15 protein-coding genes and 1 tRNA gene are annotated in these 14,964 nt (G+C 74.4%); 8 read left to right on the forward strand and 8 right to left on the reverse strand.

The genetic code is table 11. From position 1 onward, the window contains the following. The coding region (locus tag VIM19_17920; GenBank protein ID HEY5186730.1) for an acyl-CoA dehydrogenase family protein at positions 1-712 on the forward strand (712 nt) is incomplete at its 5' end. A 12-nt stretch (positions 713-724) separates the two neighbouring features. Here the strand turns inward: VIM19_17920 and VIM19_17925 are convergent. Beyond that, complete coding sequence (locus VIM19_17925) at positions 725-1,831, reverse strand: patatin-like phospholipase family protein (GenBank protein ID HEY5186731.1); 1,107 nt, start codon at positions 1,829-1,831, stop codon at positions 725-727. A 100-nt stretch (positions 1,832-1,931) separates the two neighbouring features. Here VIM19_17925 and tdh point away from each other — a divergent pair, with 100 nt between their 5' ends. The 3 genes from tdh to VIM19_17940 all read left to right on the forward strand — a co-directional run bounded on the left by tdh (position 1,932) and on the right by VIM19_17940 (position 5,190). Further along, positions 1,932-2,966: an L-threonine 3-dehydrogenase gene (gene tdh / locus VIM19_17930; GenBank protein HEY5186732.1), complete on the forward strand. Its 1,035-nt coding sequence runs from the start codon at positions 1,932-1,934 to the stop codon at positions 2,964-2,966. A gap of 33 nt (positions 2,967-2,999) precedes the next feature. Beyond that, positions 3,000-4,181, forward strand: a complete 1,182-nt coding sequence (locus VIM19_17935) for a glycine C-acetyltransferase (GenBank protein ID HEY5186733.1) — start codon at positions 3,000-3,002, stop codon at positions 4,179-4,181. A 112-nt stretch (positions 4,182-4,293) separates the two neighbouring features. Next, entirely contained in the window at positions 4,294-5,190 is an 897-nt protein-coding gene (locus VIM19_17940) for a phenylalanine 4-monooxygenase (protein HEY5186734.1), read from the forward strand. A 3-nt stretch (positions 5,191-5,193) separates the two neighbouring features. Here the strand turns inward: VIM19_17940 and VIM19_17945 are convergent, their stop codons facing one another. After that, positions 5,194-5,946, reverse strand: a complete 753-nt coding sequence (locus VIM19_17945) for an ROK family protein (GenBank protein ID HEY5186735.1) — start codon at positions 5,944-5,946, stop codon at positions 5,194-5,196. 60 nt (positions 5,947-6,006) lie between these two features. Between VIM19_17945 and VIM19_17950 the strand changes: the two genes are divergently transcribed. Continuing rightward, positions 6,007-6,906 carry an oxygenase MpaB family protein gene (locus VIM19_17950; protein HEY5186736.1) on the forward strand — a complete coding sequence of 300 codons (900 nt, stop codon included), beginning with the start codon at positions 6,007-6,009 and terminating at the stop codon, positions 6,904-6,906. A gap of 41 nt (positions 6,907-6,947) precedes the next feature. On the opposite strand, the gene VIM19_17955 is transcribed toward VIM19_17950, so the two are convergent. From VIM19_17955 to VIM19_17970, 4 genes are all read right to left on the reverse strand, one after another. After that, positions 6,948-7,664 (reverse strand): hypothetical protein, encoded by a 717-nt coding sequence (locus VIM19_17955; protein HEY5186737.1) that lies wholly within the window; start codon positions 7,662-7,664, stop codon positions 6,948-6,950. Beyond that, the gene (locus VIM19_17960) at positions 7,637-7,828 is read right to left on the reverse strand and encodes a hypothetical protein (GenBank protein HEY5186738.1); all 192 of its coding nucleotides are present in this window, start codon (positions 7,826-7,828) and stop codon (positions 7,637-7,639) included. The genes VIM19_17955 and VIM19_17960 overlap by 28 nt, the downstream gene beginning before the upstream one ends. Before the next feature lie 191 nt (positions 7,829-8,019). Further along, positions 8,020-9,582 carry a glycerol-3-phosphate dehydrogenase/oxidase gene (locus tag VIM19_17965; GenBank protein ID HEY5186739.1) on the reverse strand — a complete coding sequence of 521 codons (1,563 nt, stop codon included), beginning with the start codon at positions 9,580-9,582 and terminating at the stop codon, positions 8,020-8,022. Next, complete coding sequence (locus tag VIM19_17970) at positions 9,579-10,166, reverse strand: TetR/AcrR family transcriptional regulator (protein HEY5186740.1); 588 nt, start codon at positions 10,164-10,166, stop codon at positions 9,579-9,581. Before VIM19_17970 ends, VIM19_17965 begins: the two co-directional genes overlap by 4 nt. A 17-nt stretch (positions 10,167-10,183) precedes the next feature. Here VIM19_17970 and VIM19_17975 point away from each other — a divergent pair, with 17 nt between their 5' ends. Continuing rightward, entirely contained in the window at positions 10,184-11,773 is a 1,590-nt protein-coding gene (locus VIM19_17975; GenBank protein ID HEY5186741.1) for an FAD-binding oxidoreductase, read from the forward strand. Beyond that, entirely contained in the window at positions 11,770-12,636 is an 867-nt protein-coding gene (locus tag VIM19_17980) for a diacylglycerol kinase family protein (protein HEY5186742.1), read from the forward strand. Before VIM19_17975 ends, VIM19_17980 begins: the two co-directional genes overlap by 4 nt. A 73-nt stretch (positions 12,637-12,709) precedes the next feature. On the opposite strand, the gene VIM19_17985 is transcribed toward VIM19_17980, so the two are convergent. Beyond that, a tRNA-Ser gene (locus VIM19_17985) sits at positions 12,710-12,794 on the reverse strand. A gap of 98 nt (positions 12,795-12,892) precedes the next feature. On the opposite strand from VIM19_17985, the gene VIM19_17990 reads away from it, so the two are divergent. Then, entirely contained in the window at positions 12,893-14,530 is a 1,638-nt protein-coding gene (locus VIM19_17990; protein ID HEY5186743.1) for an ABC-F family ATP-binding cassette domain-containing protein, read from the forward strand. 9 nt (positions 14,531-14,539) lie between these two features. Here the strand turns inward: VIM19_17990 and VIM19_17995 are convergent. Next, on the reverse strand, positions 14,540-14,964 hold a 425-nt coding region (locus VIM19_17995), incomplete at its 5' end, for a L,D-transpeptidase (GenBank protein HEY5186744.1).

A 14,964-nucleotide genomic window follows, 5' to 3' on the forward strand; every position in this document is an offset into this window, starting at 1 on the left:
AGGCGGGTCCGGCGGCTGGACCCTGACCGGCACCAAGGACGACGTGGCGGACCTGGGCGCGGCCGAGCAGGTGGTCGTGGTGGCCGGCACCGACGACGGGCCGGGGCTGTTCCTCGTCGGGCTGCCCGCAGCCCGCGCCACCGTGACGATGCGGTCCACCACCGACCGGACCCGCCGGATCGGCACGCTGGGCCTCGACGGCACCCCGGCGGCGGCGCTGGCCATCGGCGAGCAGGCCCGCGTGGTGCTCGACGCGGTGGCCCTGCGGGCCACGGCCGCGCTCGCCCTCGAGTCGGTCGGCGTCGCGCAGCGCGTCTTCGAGCTCGCGGCCGAGCACGCCAAGGCCCGCGAGCAGTTCGGCCGGGTGATCGGCACCTACCAGGCCGTCTCGCACCGGGTGGCCGACGCCTACGTCCGGCTCGAGCTGGCCCGGTCACTGGCCTACCGGGCCGCGTGGGCGGTCGAGACCCGCGAGTCGGACGCCGACGAGGTGAGCGCGCAGGAGGCGACCCTGGCCGCCGCGCAGGCCAAGGCCGCAGCCGCGGACGCGGCGGTGTTCGGGGCCGAGGCCGCGATCCAGGTGCTCGGCGGCACCGGGTTCACCTGGGAGCACGTGGCCCAGCGGTACTACAAGCGGGCGCTAGGCAACCAGTCGTGGGCCGGTTCCGCGGCGTCCCTGCGCGCACTGGTGGCCGCCGCGCTCCTCGACTAGCCCGGCCGCCCCTCAGGTCCGGCCGGCTGCGGCGACCAGGGCGCGGCGCCCCGCCCGCAGCCCGTCGAGCATGAACCGTGGCCAGTTCCTGGTGTCCACGTACTGCCGGTACAGCCCGGCCCCCCGGACGACGGAGTAGGGCACCGGCTCGACCGTCACCACCGGGCAGGCCGCCAGCAGCCGGGCCATGTTCTGCCGGGCGACCTGCAGGTGCTGGGCGGTGCGGAACTGCGACTCGATGTTGAGCAGGCTCAGCGCTCGCTCGTCCCATCCCGTGTCCACCTCCGCCACCAGCCCCGAGGGGAAGTAGGCGTTGACGGTGAGGGCGATGTCCGGCGGCGGTTCGACGTCCAGCAGCGGGGCGACCGGGAACACGTCCACCAGACCGCCGTCGCACCACGCGCCGTCGTCCAGCCGCACCGGCGCCACCCAGATGGGCAGCGCCATCGCGACCCGGATCGCCCGCGCGACCGGCAGGTCCGGTGTCGTGCGGGTCCCCAGGAACTGCACCCGGTTCTCCTCGATGCTCCAGGCCGGTGCGTAGCAGGGCACCGGCAGGTCGCCGAGCCGGATGTCGCCGAGGAACCTGTGCAGCGTCGCCTCCAGCGCCTCGCCGCGCAGCAGCCCGCCGAAGCCGCGCCCCAGGGCCGGGGCTGCCCGGAGCAGGCCGACCCAGTCCGGGTCGACGTAGTCCCTCGGGTGCAGCCCGAGCAGGAACTCGGCCACCTCGTCGGCCGACCGCCCGGTGGCCCACGGCAGCCCGAACAGCGCCGACCCGGAGCTCACCGTCATGGCCGTCGGCCTCACCTGGGCCTCCTCGAAGGCGCGCAGCACGCCGAGCAGGCTGGCCATCGCCCCGCTGCCGCCGGAAGCCGCCACCGCGACCCGGCGCCCGGCCAGCGCCGTCCCCGCCCGGCGCACGCCGGTCCCCGGCCGGCCGGGGACCGGGAACGGCGAGCGGGCCTGCGGGTATCTGTCGAGCGGGACCGGCAGCAGCCCGCGCCGGGCGGCGTCGAGGAAGTCCAGGTCGCCCGGCAGGTCGGTGAGCACCCGGCGGGCCCGGCTGCCGAGGCCGAGCACCTGGCCGAGCCAGTACATGTCCAACGCCGTCTCAAGCATCAGGGCACCTCGGGACCAGGGTCGGGCGAGCCGGCCCACCCGTCCAGTGCCGATGGTCACCGCGCTGCCATGATGTCCGGGACTCGACGAGGAGGCTCCGGTGCGGGCACTGGTGAAGGCGACGGCTGGCCCCGGTCTGGAGCTGCGGGAGGTGCCGAGACCACAGGCTGGCCCGGGCGAGGTGCTCGTCCGGGTCCTGCGGACCGGCATCTGCGGCACCGACCTGCACATCCGGGCGTGGGACGCGTGGGCCCAGCAGGTGATCCGCCCGCCACTGACGATCGGGCACGAGATCGCCGGGCACATCGACGAGCTCGGCCCGGGCGTCGACACCCTCGCGGTCGGCGACCTGGTCAGCGTGGAGGGCCACATCGTCTGCGGCCGCTGCCGCAACTGCCAGGCCGGACGCCGCCAGCTGTGCCCGAACACGGTGAGCATCGGGGTGAACCGGGACGGCGGGTTCGCCGACTACGTCGCGGTCCCGGCGTCCAACATCTGGCGGCACCCGGCCGACCTCGATCCGGACGTGGCCGCGATCTTCGACCCGTTCGGCAACGCGGTGCACGCGGCGCTGTCCTTCCCGGTGCTCGGTGAGGACGTGCTCGTCACCGGGGCCGGGCCGATCGGGATCATGGCGGCGTCCGTCGTGCGCCAGGCCGGCGCCCGCAACGTGGTCGTCACCGACGTCAGCGGGCCGCGGCTGGCGCTGGCCCGCTCGATGGGTGCGGTGACCCGGGCGGTCGACGTCACCCGGACGACGGTGGACGACGTGATGGCCGAGCTGGGCATGAAGGAGGGCTTCGACATCGGGCTGGAGATGTCCGGCGCGCCCGCGGCGCTGCACTCGATGATCTCGTCGATGGCCAACGGCGGCCGGATCGCGCTGCTCGGCCTGCCGTCGGGCGAGATCGCCTTCGACTGGGTCAAGGTGGTCACCTCGATGCTCACGGTCAAGGGCATCTACGGCCGGGAGATCTTCGAGACCTGGTACGCCATGTCGGTGCTGGTGGGCTCGGGGCTGGACATCGCCCCGGTGATCACCCACCGGTTCCCGGCCGCCGAGTTCGAGCAGGCTTTCGACGTCGCCGGCTCCGGCCAGGCCGGCAAGGTGGTCATGGACTGGAGCCAGCAGTGACCGGGTCGAGGATCAGGGGGAGCCATGTCTGACGTGCTCAGCCGGCTGCGCGCGGAGCTCACCGAGCGCATGGACGAGATGCGGGCCACCGGGGTGTGGAAACCCGAGCGGGTGCTCAGCTCGCCGCAGGGCACCCATGTCCGCGACGCCGACGGCCGGGAGATCCTCAACTTCTGCGCGAACAACTACCTCGGCCTGGCCGACCACCCGGACCTGGTCGCTGCGGCCCGCGACGCGGTGGACCGCTGGGGCTTCGGGATGGCCTCGGTGCGGTTCATCTGCGGCACCCAGACCATCCACCGGGAGCTGGAGAACCGGCTCAGCGAGTTCCTCGGCACCGAGGACACGATCTTGTTCGGCTCCTGCTTCGACGCCAACGGCGGGGTGTTCGAGGCGCTGCTGGACGAGCGGGACACCGTCATCTCGGACGCGCTCAACCACGCCTCGCTCATCGACGGCATCCGGCTGAGCAAGGCTCAGCGGCTGCGCTACGCCAACCGGGACATGGCCGAGCTCGAGCAGCGGCTGGCCGAGTCGGCGGAGGCCCGCTACCGGCTGATCGTCACCGACGGCGTGTTCTCGATGGACGGCTACCACGCGCCGCTCGACCGGATCTGTGCGCTGGCCGACCGCTACGACGCGCTGGTCCTGGTCGACGACTCGCACGCGGTCGGGGTGGTCGGGCCCACCGGCCGCGGCACCCCCGAGCTGTTCGGGGTGACCGACCGGGTGGACATCGTCACCGGCACCCTGGGCAAGGCCCTCGGCGGCGCCAGCGGCGGCTACGTGAGCGGGCGCGGCGAGCTCGTCCAGCTGCTCAAGCAGCGGGCCCGGCCGTACTTGTTCTCCAACTCGGTGGCCCCGGCGATCGTGGCGACGTCCCTCACCGTGCTCGACCTGCTGTCGTCATCGGACGACCTGCGCACCCGGGTGCACGCGAACGCGGCGCGGTTCCGGGCCGGCATGGAGGCGGCCGGCTTCGACCTGCTGCCGGGCGAGCACCCGATCGTGCCGGTCATGTTCGGCGACGCGCGGGTGGCCAGCCGGATGGCCGAGCGGCTGTTCGCGGACGGCGTCTACGCGGTGGCCTTCTCGTTCCCCGTGGTGCCCAAGGGCCAGGCCCGGATCCGGGTCCAGCTGTCCGCCGCGCACCGCGACACCGACGTCGACGCCGCCGTCCAAGCCTTCACGCGAGCGCGTCAGCTGACCGAGTAGCGGGTGTGACAGCCGGACGCCGTCCGTGATGTCATGTGGGATACGTCACACACCCCGTGACGGCACCAGCACAGCCCACGCATCGAGCCAGACGGCGACCCCGGAGGCGGCCATGTTCGAGGCAGCGCAGCTGTACGCACCGGTGACCCGCGGCGCCGACGGCACCGTCGAGGTCGAGCTCGGCGCCGACCATCCCGGCGTGGGCGACCCGGTCTACCGGGCCCGCCGCAACGCGATCGCCGAGCTCGCGCTGGAGTGGCAGCCGGGCCTGCCGGTGCCGCACGCCGAGTACACCGCCGAGGAGCACGAGGTCTGGCGCACCGTCAGCGCCGAGCTGGCTGTGCTGCACCGGGACCTCGCCTGCCAGCAGTTCCGTGACGGCGCCGAGCGCCTGCGGCTGCCCACCGACCACATCCCGCAGCTCGGCGAGGTCACCGCCGCACTGCGGCCGCTCACCGGGTTCCGCTACGCGCCGGCCGCCGGGCTGGTGCCGCTGCTGCAGTTCTACGGGTCGCTCGATGACGGGGTGTTCCACTCCACGCAGTACATCCGGCACCACTCGGTGCCGCTGTACACCCCGGAGCCGGACGTCATCCACGAGGTCGTCGGCCACGCCAGCTGCCTGGCCGACGACCGGTTCGCGGCGCTGTACCGCGCCGCCGGCCGAGCAGCCCGCCGGGTCGAGTCCCCCGACGCGCTCGAGTTCTTCTCCAAGGTGTTCTGGTTCTCGCTGGAGTTCGGCGTGCTGCGCGAAGGTGACGTGGTGCGCACCTACGGTGCCGGCCTGCTGTCCTCCTACGGCGAGATCCAGGAGTTCCGCTCGGCCGACCTGCGCCCGCTCGACGTCGGCCGGATGGGCCGGCAGACCTACGACATCACCCACTACCAGCCGATCCTGTTCTGCGCCGACTCCTTCGACCACGTCGAGGACGTCGTCGGCGGCTTCTTCGACACCGTGGACGACGACGTGGTGGAGCGGCTGACCCGCGAGGCGGTCGCGACGGCCTGAGGGTCAGGCCGTCCGCAGCGACCAGGCCCGCACGCCGCCCACGATCCCGGCGGTGTTGGGCACCACCACCACGTCGTCGCCCATCCGCTCGAGCTGCTCGGGCCGGATCCGCCGCGAGTTGCCGCCACCCAGGTAGAGCCGGTCCCACAGGAACACCGGCCGCAGCGCGTCCACCACGCGGCGCACCCGCCGGGACCAGAACGCGTCGCCCAGCCGCCGCCGCTCGGGCTCCCCCACGAACGTGTCGTAGGACAGCCCCCAGCGCACCGGGGCCTGCGACACCTCCAGGTGCGGCGCCAGCTGGCCGCCGTCGAACAGTGCGCAGCCCAGCCCGGTGCCCAGCGTCAGCACCAGCTCCAGGCCGGTCCCGGCGACGACCCCCGCGCCGTGCACCTCCGCGTCGTTGAGCACCAGCGCGGGCATGCCCAGCGCGTGTGCCAGCGCGCTCTGCGCGTCGAAACCAGACCACTGCCCGAGCAGGTCCGGGTCCAGCCGGGTCCGCGGCCCAGCCCGGTTGACGTAGTGCGGCGTCGCGATCACCACGCCGTGCCGGATCATGCCGGGGAGGCCGATGGTCGCCCGGTCCGCGGCCGGCAGCTGCGCGGCCAGCTCGACCAGGGTGCGGACGAACAGCTCGGTCGGCAGCGGGTACGGCGTGGGTACCCGCATCGGGTGGGCGTGCATCGTCGCGGCCTCGTCCAAGACGGAGGCCTTGATCCCGCCGCCACCGCAGTCGATAGCCAGGGTCGAGGTCACGCGGACAGTGTGCCGGGTCTCGACGAGCGAGGTCGGGCGGACGGCCGTACCGTCCAAGACATGTCCCTGCGGCGCCTGGCCGCCGCCGCCGCCGAACCGGTGCGCGGCAACGTGCGCTCGCTGCTGTCCGGCGAGCCGGACGGCGCGCCACCGTGGGTGCGGGCCATGGCCGCGGACGGCGACGCCGGCTGGTTCGGCCCCGGCTCCGCGGTGTGGACCGTGCACCGGGACGCGGCGACCCTCGTGGGTGGAATCCGGGCGCTGCTGCTGCAGGCGATGCACCCGGTCGTGCTGGCCGGGTTCGACCAGCACTCCGGCTACCGGGAGGACCCGATCGGCCGGCTGCAGCGGACGGCGGCGTTCGTCACGCTGACGGCGTTCGGGACGACAGCCCAGGCGGAGGCGGCCTGCCGGGCGGTCGAGCGGGCCCACCAGCCGGTCCGCGGGGTGACCGACGACGGTGTGGCCTACTCGGCGGCCGACCCACGGCTGCTGGCCTGGGTGCACCTCACCCTGGTCGACTCCCTCGCCACCGCGGTGGCGACCTACGGCCGTACCCGGTTCGACCGGGATGCCTACCTGGGCGAGACGGCCCGCATCGGCGAGCAGCTGGGCGCTCATCCGTTGCCGCGCAGCGCGCGGGACGTCGAGGACCTCTACGCCGAGTTCCGGCCCGAGCTGGCGGCCACCGTGGCGACGGCCGAGGCGCACGCCTTCATCCTCGACCCGCCGCTGCCGGCGGCCACCCGGGCCGGCTACCAGCTGCTGGCCGCGGCGGCAGCAGCGACGCTGCCGCCCGACCTCGCGGCGCACCTGGCCGCGCGCCCGGTGCTGCCGCCGGCGCCGGCCCGGGTCGTGGGCACCGTCGCGACGAGGGCGCTCTCGACCGTCCTAGGACCCAGCCCCGCCGCGACCGCCGCCGCCAACCGGGTCACCCGCACCCCCCTCCCCTCCGCATGAAGGTGCGCCGTTCTGTGCGTAGGGCCGCACCGTCCTACCCTTCATGGCGGCGTGGGCGGCTTCAGGCCGTCGCGCAGCGCACCAGGGTGGCCGACGGGGCGCTGCGCAGGGCCCACCGGGCGACCGGGACCGTCGCCAGCCCGGCGACGGCGAACAGCGCGCCCGGGACGGACCAGCCCGGCGGCCCCCCAGCCGACGACCCCCGCGGTGAGCACCGCGGGGGCCAGCATGGTGGTCGCCGCGAAGCCCGTGCTGAACAGCCCCTGGTACTGCCCCTGCGCCGACTGCGGGGCCAGCCCGAACCCTTGGGCCCAGCTGCCGGCGGCCGGCAGCAGCTCCCCCGCGACGTGAGCGAGGGCTCCCAGCACGAGCACCACCTCCGCGACCAGTGGGCCACCGAGGCACGACGAGGCATAGACCACGTCCGCGAGGAACGGCCGGTCGCGCAGGGCGACCAGCCGCGGCCCCTCGCCGGGGTGCAGTGTCGGGCGCAGGTGCCGCAGCCGCCGGGCCACCAGGGCGGTCGCCAGGAAGGTGGCGGCGTCGAGCGCCACGACGGCGCGGTAGCCCCATGGTGAGTCGACGACCAGGGCGAGCGCGCCGACCAGGCCGCCGAGGGTGATCCCGACGGTGGTGACGGCGCGCAGGTGGGCGCGCAGCCGGACCCGGTGCTCGGGCTCGCCCATGGTGGCGATGAGGGCTCCGCGGGCCGCACCCTCGGCCCGGTCGATCAGCGTGCCGACGACGGCGACGGCCACGACCCGAGGAAGGTCGCCACCAGCAGGTAACCGAGCACGGCGATCCCCAGCAGCCCGGTGAGCAGGACCAGCATCTCCCGCGGGCCACGCAGGTCGGCGACGTGGCCCATCGGGACGCCGACCAGGAGACCGGCGGCACCCGCGATGGTGAGTCCGAGGCCCACCTGGACCGCGGGCAGCCCGACGACCTGGGTGAAGTAGATGGCGCTTCGGTGACGAACATGCCGTTGCCCAAGGTGTTGACCAGTGTCCCGATCGCCAGCGTCCGCTCCGCCCTTGCAGCGGGAGGACGCGCTCGAGCAGGCTCATGATCGACGCTCTTGGCAGACGGTGCCAAAAACTTGCGAGGCGTTAACTAAGGGGTGGCGGCCAGCGCGCCGGCCGCCAGGTCCAGGGCCCGCTCCGCAGCACCGACAGCCAGCTCCCGGTCCGCGGGGACCAGCCCGATGCGGGTCCGCCGGTCGAGCAGGTCGTCGGCGTCCAGCGCCCCTTCGTGGGTCACCCCCCAGAGCAGCTCGGCCATCGTCACCGGGACGCCGGCTGCGACCGGCGCCAGCAGCTCCGCATCGGTGAGTCCGGAAACCGCCCGAGCCGACTTCAGCACGGCCGCGGCCTCGGTCCCGTACCGGCGGACCAGCCGAGCGGGCGCCTCGAGCAGCGCGAGCAGCTCGCGGTCGGCGGCCCCAATCAACGGCAGCCGCCGGGTGCGGCACGGTCCGGCGGCCAGCCCGGCCGTGCGCATCGCGGTATCGACCGCGTCCTGCGCCATCCGGCGATACGTCGTCAACTTCCCGCCCACGACCGTGACCACCCCGATCTCGGACACCAGCACCGCGTGCCGCCGGGACAGGTCAGCGGTGCGGCCGCCGGCCTCGAGCAGGGGGCGCAGGCCGGCGAACGCGCCGACCACGTCGCTGCGGTGCACGGGGCGCTCGAACTGCGCGGCGACGACGTCGAGCAGGAACCCGATCTCCGCCTCGCTGGGCTCGGGGACGTCGGGGACGTCGCCGTCCACCGGCTCGTCGGTGAGCCCCAGGTAGACCAGGCCGTCCGGCTGCGGCAGCGCGAAGACGAACCGGTTCGTCTCCCCCGGGACGGGGACGGTCACCGCCACGGCGAGGCCGGGCAGGCTGGACCCGCGCAGCACCAGGTGGGTGCCGCGCGACGGCCGCAGTGCGACGTCCGGCACCAGGTCGCCGGCCCACACTCCGGCGGCGTTGACCACCACCTTGGCCCGGATCTCGGCGGTGCGGCCGGTGAGCTCGTCGCGGACCACGGCGCCCCGACCGTCGAGGTCAGTGACCCGGACCCGGGTGAGGATGCGGGCCTCGTGCGCTGCCGCCGTTCGGGCCAGCGCGACCACCAGGCGGGCGTCGTCCTCCAGCTGGCCGTCCCAGGAGAGCAGGCCACCGCGCAGCCCCTCGCGCCGCAGCACCGGAGCCACCGCTAGGGTCTCGGTGCGGTTCAGCCGGCGCGGCAGCGGCAGCTCGTCGCGAGGCGTGAGCGCGCTGCGGCGCAGCAGGTCGCCGGCCAGCAGGCCGCTACGCGTCAGTGCCTCCTGCGTGCGGCCGACCAGGGGGGTCAGCGGGACCAGCATGGGCAGCGGCCGGGTGAGGTGCGGTGCCGTCCGGGTCATCAGGATGCCGCGCTCGACCGCGCTCTCGTGGGCCACACCGACCTGGCCGTGAGCCAGGTAGCGCAGCCCGCCGTGCACCAGCTTCGAGCTCCACCGCGAGGTGCCGAAGGCCAGGTCGTGCGCGTCGACGGCGACGACGGACAGCCCGCGGGATGCCGCGTCCAGCGCCACCCCGGCGCCGGTGACCCCCAGCCCCACCACGAGGACGTCGACCACCCGCCCGTCGGTGGCCCCGTCGAGCTCGCGTTCCCGGCGGCGCGCGTCCAGGGCGATGGCGCTCATGGCCGCAGGTACCGCTCGGTCAGGTGGCGCAGCTCGTCGTCGAACGCCCCGATCGAGGGGCCCGCGCCGTCGGCCATCGTCTCGACCGAGAACGCGAAGCCGTGCGCCGCCAGCAGCAGCGAGCGGGCCAGCAGGGTCGGGTCGCCGGCCCGGATCGAGCCGTCCTGCTGCCCGGCCCGGATGGCCGCCTCGAGCAGGGCCAGGATCGAGTCCTGGGTGCGCCCCCGCCGGTCCAGCACGTACGGCAGCAGCAGCTCGGGGTCGACGTGCACGATCTTGCGGAACAGCTCGTTGTCGCGCAGCGCGGTGACCGTCGCGGTGACGGCGCCGGCCAGCCGGTCCAGCGACGAGGCGCTGGCGTCGAGGGCGGCGTCCTCGAGCACCCCGGACCACTCCTGGGTCATCAGGTCGGCCAACAGCGACTGCATGTCCGCCCAGCGGCGGTACAGGGTCATCCGGGAGACGCCGGCCCGGCGCGCGACGTCGGTCAGCGTGGTGCGCCGCCAGCCCACCTCCCGGATGCACTCGCGGGCGGCGAGCAGCACGGCGAGGTCCGGATCGGTACTGTTACGAAGTGACGCCACATGTCACACTGTAGCGCGTGACGATCCCCCCGCACTGGGCCCGCTGGGGCGACCCGGACCTGGCCCAGCCCCTGCCCGACTCGGCCCGTGGACTGGTCGATGCGGCGTTCGGCCCGCTGGCCGACCACTTATCGGTCGGCCTGGACGCCGTGCGCCTCCCCGAGCCGGCGCTCCCGCCCGAGACGCTCGACGGGCTGCGCGCGCTGGTCGGCGCGGAGCACGTGCACCTCGACCACGAGACCCGGGTACGGCACACCCGGGGGAAGTCGACGCCGGACCTGCTGCGGATGCGCGCCGGGGACGGCAGCGACGCTCCCGACGTGGTGGTGCGACCGGCCGGGCACGATCAGGTGGCGGCTGTCGTCGAGTGGTGCGGCCGGCACCGGGTCGCCCTGGTCCCGTTCGGCGGCGGGACGTCGGTCGTGGGCGGCCTGGCCGCCCGCCGCGACGGGTACGCCGGCGTGCTGGCCCTCGACCTCTCCCGGCTGGACCGGCTGGTCGCGCTCGACGCGGAGTCCGGGACGGCGGTGCTCGAGGCGGGCGTGCTCGGCCCGCGGGCCGAGTCGCTGCTCGGCGAGCACGGGTTCACCCTCGGCCACTTCCCGCAGTCCTTCGAGTACGCCTCCATCGGCGGCTTCGCGGCGACCCGGTCGAGCGGGCAGTCGTCGTCCGGCTACGGCCGGTTCGACTCGCTGGTGCTCGGCCTGAAGGTGGCGACACCGATCGGGACCTGGCAGCTGGGCCACGCCCCGGCCAGCGCCGCCGGCCCGGACCTGCGCCAGCTGGTGCTCGGCTCCGAGGGTGCCTTCGGGGTGATCACCGAGGTGACGCTACGGGTCCGGCCGGTGCCGCCGGTCCGGGTCTACGAGGGCTGGCGGTTCGGGTCCTTCGCGGCCGGCGCGGCGGCCGTGCGCGACCTCGTGCAGGCGGGCGTCACGCCGACGGTGCTGCGGCTGTCGGACGAGATCGAGACGGCGGTCAACCTGTCCTCCCCGTCCGCCGTCGGCGGTGGCGAGGGTGGCGGCGGTTGCGTGCTCATCACCGGCTACGAGGGCGAGCCGGACGGCGTCGAAGCGCTGCGGGCGGCCACCGGCGCCCGGCTGGCGGCGCTCGGTGCGGATCCGCTGGGCGAGGGCCCGGGGACGGCGTGGGAGCGCGGCCGCTTCGCCGGCCCGTACCTGCGGGACTCCCTGCTCGACGTCGGCGTCCTCGTTGAGACCCTCGAGACCGCGACGTTCTGGTCGCAGCTGCTGTCGCTGTACGAGCGGGTGCGGACGGCGGTGGTGAGGGCGCTGGCCGGGCAGGGCGCGCCTTCGCTCGTGCTGGGCCACATCTCGCACGTGTACCCGACCGGCGCCTCGCTGTACTTCACCGTGGTGGCCAAGGAGCTGGCCGACCCACTGGCCGAGTGGACGGTGGCGAAGACCGCGGCGTCCGAGGCGATCGCCGCCGCCGGCGCGACGATCACGCACCACCACGGCGTCGGGCGCGACCACCAGCCGTGGCTCGCGCAGGAGATCGGACCGGTCGGCGTCGAGGTGCTGCGCGCGGTGAAACAGCGGATCGACCCGTCCGGCGTGCTCAACCCCGGGATCCTGGTCCCATGAGGTCCTTCCACCTGTTGGTGAACCCGCGGTCCGGGGGCGGTGCGGCCGGTGCGGCGGCCGTCCCGGTGGCCCGGCTGCTGCGTGAGGCGGGCGCGCGGGTCGAGGTCACCTACAGCTCCGGACCGGCTGCGACCGCCGCGCTCGTCGAGCAGGTCGTCACGCAGGGTGACGTCGTGGTCGCCGTCGGAGGCGACGGGATGGTGGCCTCGCTCGCAGGGGCCGTGGTCGCCGCGGGTGGCACGCTGGGCCTGGTGCCGAGCGGTCGCGGCAACGACTTCGCCCGGCAGCTCGGCCTCACCGCCCGGCCCGAGGAGGTCGCCGAGACCCTGCTGCACGCGACCCCCCGCTCGGTCGACGTGATCGACGCCGGCGGGCAGGTGGTCGTCGGCAGCGTCTACGTGGGGGTCGACTCGCTGGCCTCGGAGATCGTGAACAACGCCCGGCACGTGCCGCACCGGGTGCTGTACCCGTACGCGGCGGTCCGGGCGCTGGTGTCGTACCAGCCGACCACCTACCGGGTCGAGGTCGACGGCGTGGGCGCCGAGTACCGCGCGGCGACCGTGGTGGTGGCCAACTCCGGGTACTACGGCAACGGCATGCACATCGCCCCAGCAGCCACCCTGGCCGACGGGCTGCTCGACGTGGTGATCATCCAGCCTCGGTCGCGGCTGCGGCTGATCAGCTGGCTGCCCAAGCTGTACGACGGTTCGCACGTGGAGCTGGACGAGGTGCTGGTGCTCAGGGGGAGCAGCGTGACGCTGAGTGCGGTGACCCCGGCCACGGCGTACGGCGACGGCGAGCGGGTGGCGCCGCTGCCGGTGACCGCCACGGTCCGGCCGGCCGCCCTGCAGGTCCTCGCCTGACCCCTCCCCCCTGCATGAAGGTGCCCTTCTGTGCGCGTGGCCGCACTTTCCTACCCTTCATGCGGCGCAACGGCGGAGGGTGTGGGATTCGAACCCACGGACGGTTGCCCGTCGTGCGCTTTCAAGGCGCATGCACTCGGCCACTATGCGAACCCTCCAGCGCCCGTCCGAGCCGAGGGCCGGGACGGTCGCGCCCGCATCCTCCCATCCCGGCCGGCGGTCCGGTGGCGGGCCCGCCGGCTGGCATCATCGCCGGGTGACCGCCACCCTGGTGGCCCGCGGCTTGTCCGCCGGGTACGCCGACCGCACCCTGTTCGACGGCCTCGACCTCGTGGTTGCCCGCGGCGAAGTGGTGGGCCTGGTCGGGGCCAACGGGGCGGGCAAGTCCACTCTGCTGCGGATCCTGGCCGGCCGGCTCACCCCGCTGTCGGGCACGGTCACCCTGTCGCCGCCGTCCGCGATCGTCGGCTGGCTGCCGCAGCAGGTGGAACGCCGACCCGGTGAGACCGTGCACGGCTACCTGGCCCGGCGCACCGGCGTGGCCGAGGCGCAGGCCGTGCTCGACGCGGCCACCGGGGCGCTGGCCGAGCAGCGGCCGGGCGCGGACGACTCCTACTCGACGGCGTTCGAGCGCTGGCTGGCCCTTGGCGCCGCGGACCTCGACGAGCGCATCGGTCAGGTGCTGGCCGACCTCGGCCTGCCGCTGGACCCGGCCCTGCCGATGACCGGGCTGTCGGGCGGGCAGGCGGCCCGGGTGGGGCTCGCCGCGCTGCTGCTGTCCCGGTTCGACGTGCTGCTGCTGGACGAGCCGACGAACGACCTCGACCTCGACGGCCTGGAGCGGCTGGAGGCCTTCGTGACCGGCCAGCGCACCGGCATCGTCGTCGTCTCGCACGACCGCGAGTTCCTCAGCCGGTGCGTGACCACGGTGGTCGAGCTCGACCTGGCCCAGCAGGCCGTCAACGTGTTCGGCGGCGGCTACGACGCCTACCTGGAGGAGCGGGAGGTCGCCCGCCGGCACGCCCGCGAGGCCTACGAGGAGTACGCGGACGCCCTGGGCGGGCTGAAGGAGCGGGCCCGCACCCAGCGGGCCTGGAGCGACAAGGGCGTCGCCAAGGAGAAGCGCAAGCCGCGCGACAACGACAAGGTCGCCCGCAAGGCCCGCACCGACGCCACCGAGAAGCAGGCCGCGAAGGCCCGACAGACCGAGCGGGCGATCGAGCGGCTCGAGGTGGTGGACGAGCCACGCAAGGAGTGGCAGCTGCAGTACGCCATCGCAGCCGCACCCCGATCCAGCGACGTGGTGTCGACGCTGCGGGGGGCGGTCGCGCACCGCAGCGACTTCGTGATCGGCCCGCTGGACCTGCAGCTGAACGCCGGCGACCGGATCGGCGTGACCGGCCCGAACGGGGGCGGCAAGAGCACGCTGCTCGCGATGCTGCTCGGGCGACTGCCTCTGGACGCCGGCAGCTCGACGCTGGGCCGCAGCGTCGCCGTCGGCGAGGTGGACCAGGCGCGGGCCCAGCTGGACGAGGCCGCCCCGCTGCTGGACACCGTCGCGGCGCAGCTGCCGCAGTGGCCCACGTCCGAGGTGCGCACCTTGCTGGCCAAGTTCGGGCTGGCCGCCGACCACGTGCTGCGGCTCACCGGGTCGCTGTCCCCGGGCGAGCGGACCCGGGCCGCGCTGGCGCTGCTGCAGGCCCGCGGGGTGAACCTGCTGGTCCTGGACGAGCCGACCAACCACCTGGACCTGCCGGCCATCGAGCAGCTGGAGGAGGCCCTGGACGCCTACGACGGCACCCTACTGCTCGTCAGCCACGACCGTCGGCTGCTGGACGACGTGCACCTGACCCGCCGCTGGCAGGTCGAGTCCGGCACCGTCCGCGAGGCGTAGCCGGCCCGGTCAGCTGACGTAGATGACGACCGAGTCCCCGACCCGGACCTCGGCGTACAGCGCCCGGATCCCGGCCCGGTCGCGCACGTTGACGCAGCCGTGCGAGGCGCCGGCGTACCCCCGCGCCGCGAAGTCACTGCTGTAGTGCACGGCCTGTCCCCGGCTGAAGAACATGCTGTCGGGCATCGCCGAGCCGTACAGCGTCGACACGTGGTCGATGTGCTTCCAGAACACGGAGAACGTGCCCTCCCGGGTCGGCGTGTACTCCGAGCCGAACCGCACGTCCAGCACCCGCTGCAGCGTCCCGTCGACCACCCACGCCAGCCGGCGCGAGCTCTTGTCGATGCACAGGACCCGTCCGGTGAGGCACCGGGCATCCAGCTGCACGCCGAGCAGCTCGGCCTGCGTGGGGGTGCGGGTCTTGGTCCGCAGCG

This window comes from Actinomycetes bacterium (assembly GCA_036510875.1).
Lineage (GTDB): Bacteria > Actinomycetota > Actinomycetes > Prado026 > Prado026 > DATCDE01.

Coding starts and splice junctions, on each gene's coding strand:
- VIM19_17925 (HEY5186731.1), bottom strand. CDS start 1,831: ATGCTTGAGACGGCGTTGGACATGTACTGGCTCGGCCAGGTGCTCGGC.
- VIM19_17940 (HEY5186734.1), top strand. CDS start 4,294: ATGTTCGAGGCAGCGCAGCTGTACGCACCGGTGACCCGCGGCGCCGAC.
- VIM19_17950 (HEY5186736.1), top strand. CDS start 6,007: ATGTCCCTGCGGCGCCTGGCCGCCGCCGCCGCCGAACCGGTGCGCGGC.
- VIM19_17965 (HEY5186739.1), bottom strand. CDS start 9,582: ATGAGCGCCATCGCCCTGGACGCGCGCCGCCGGGAACGCGAGCTCGAC.
- VIM19_17980 (HEY5186742.1), top strand. CDS start 11,770: ATGAGGTCCTTCCACCTGTTGGTGAACCCGCGGTCCGGGGGCGGTGCG.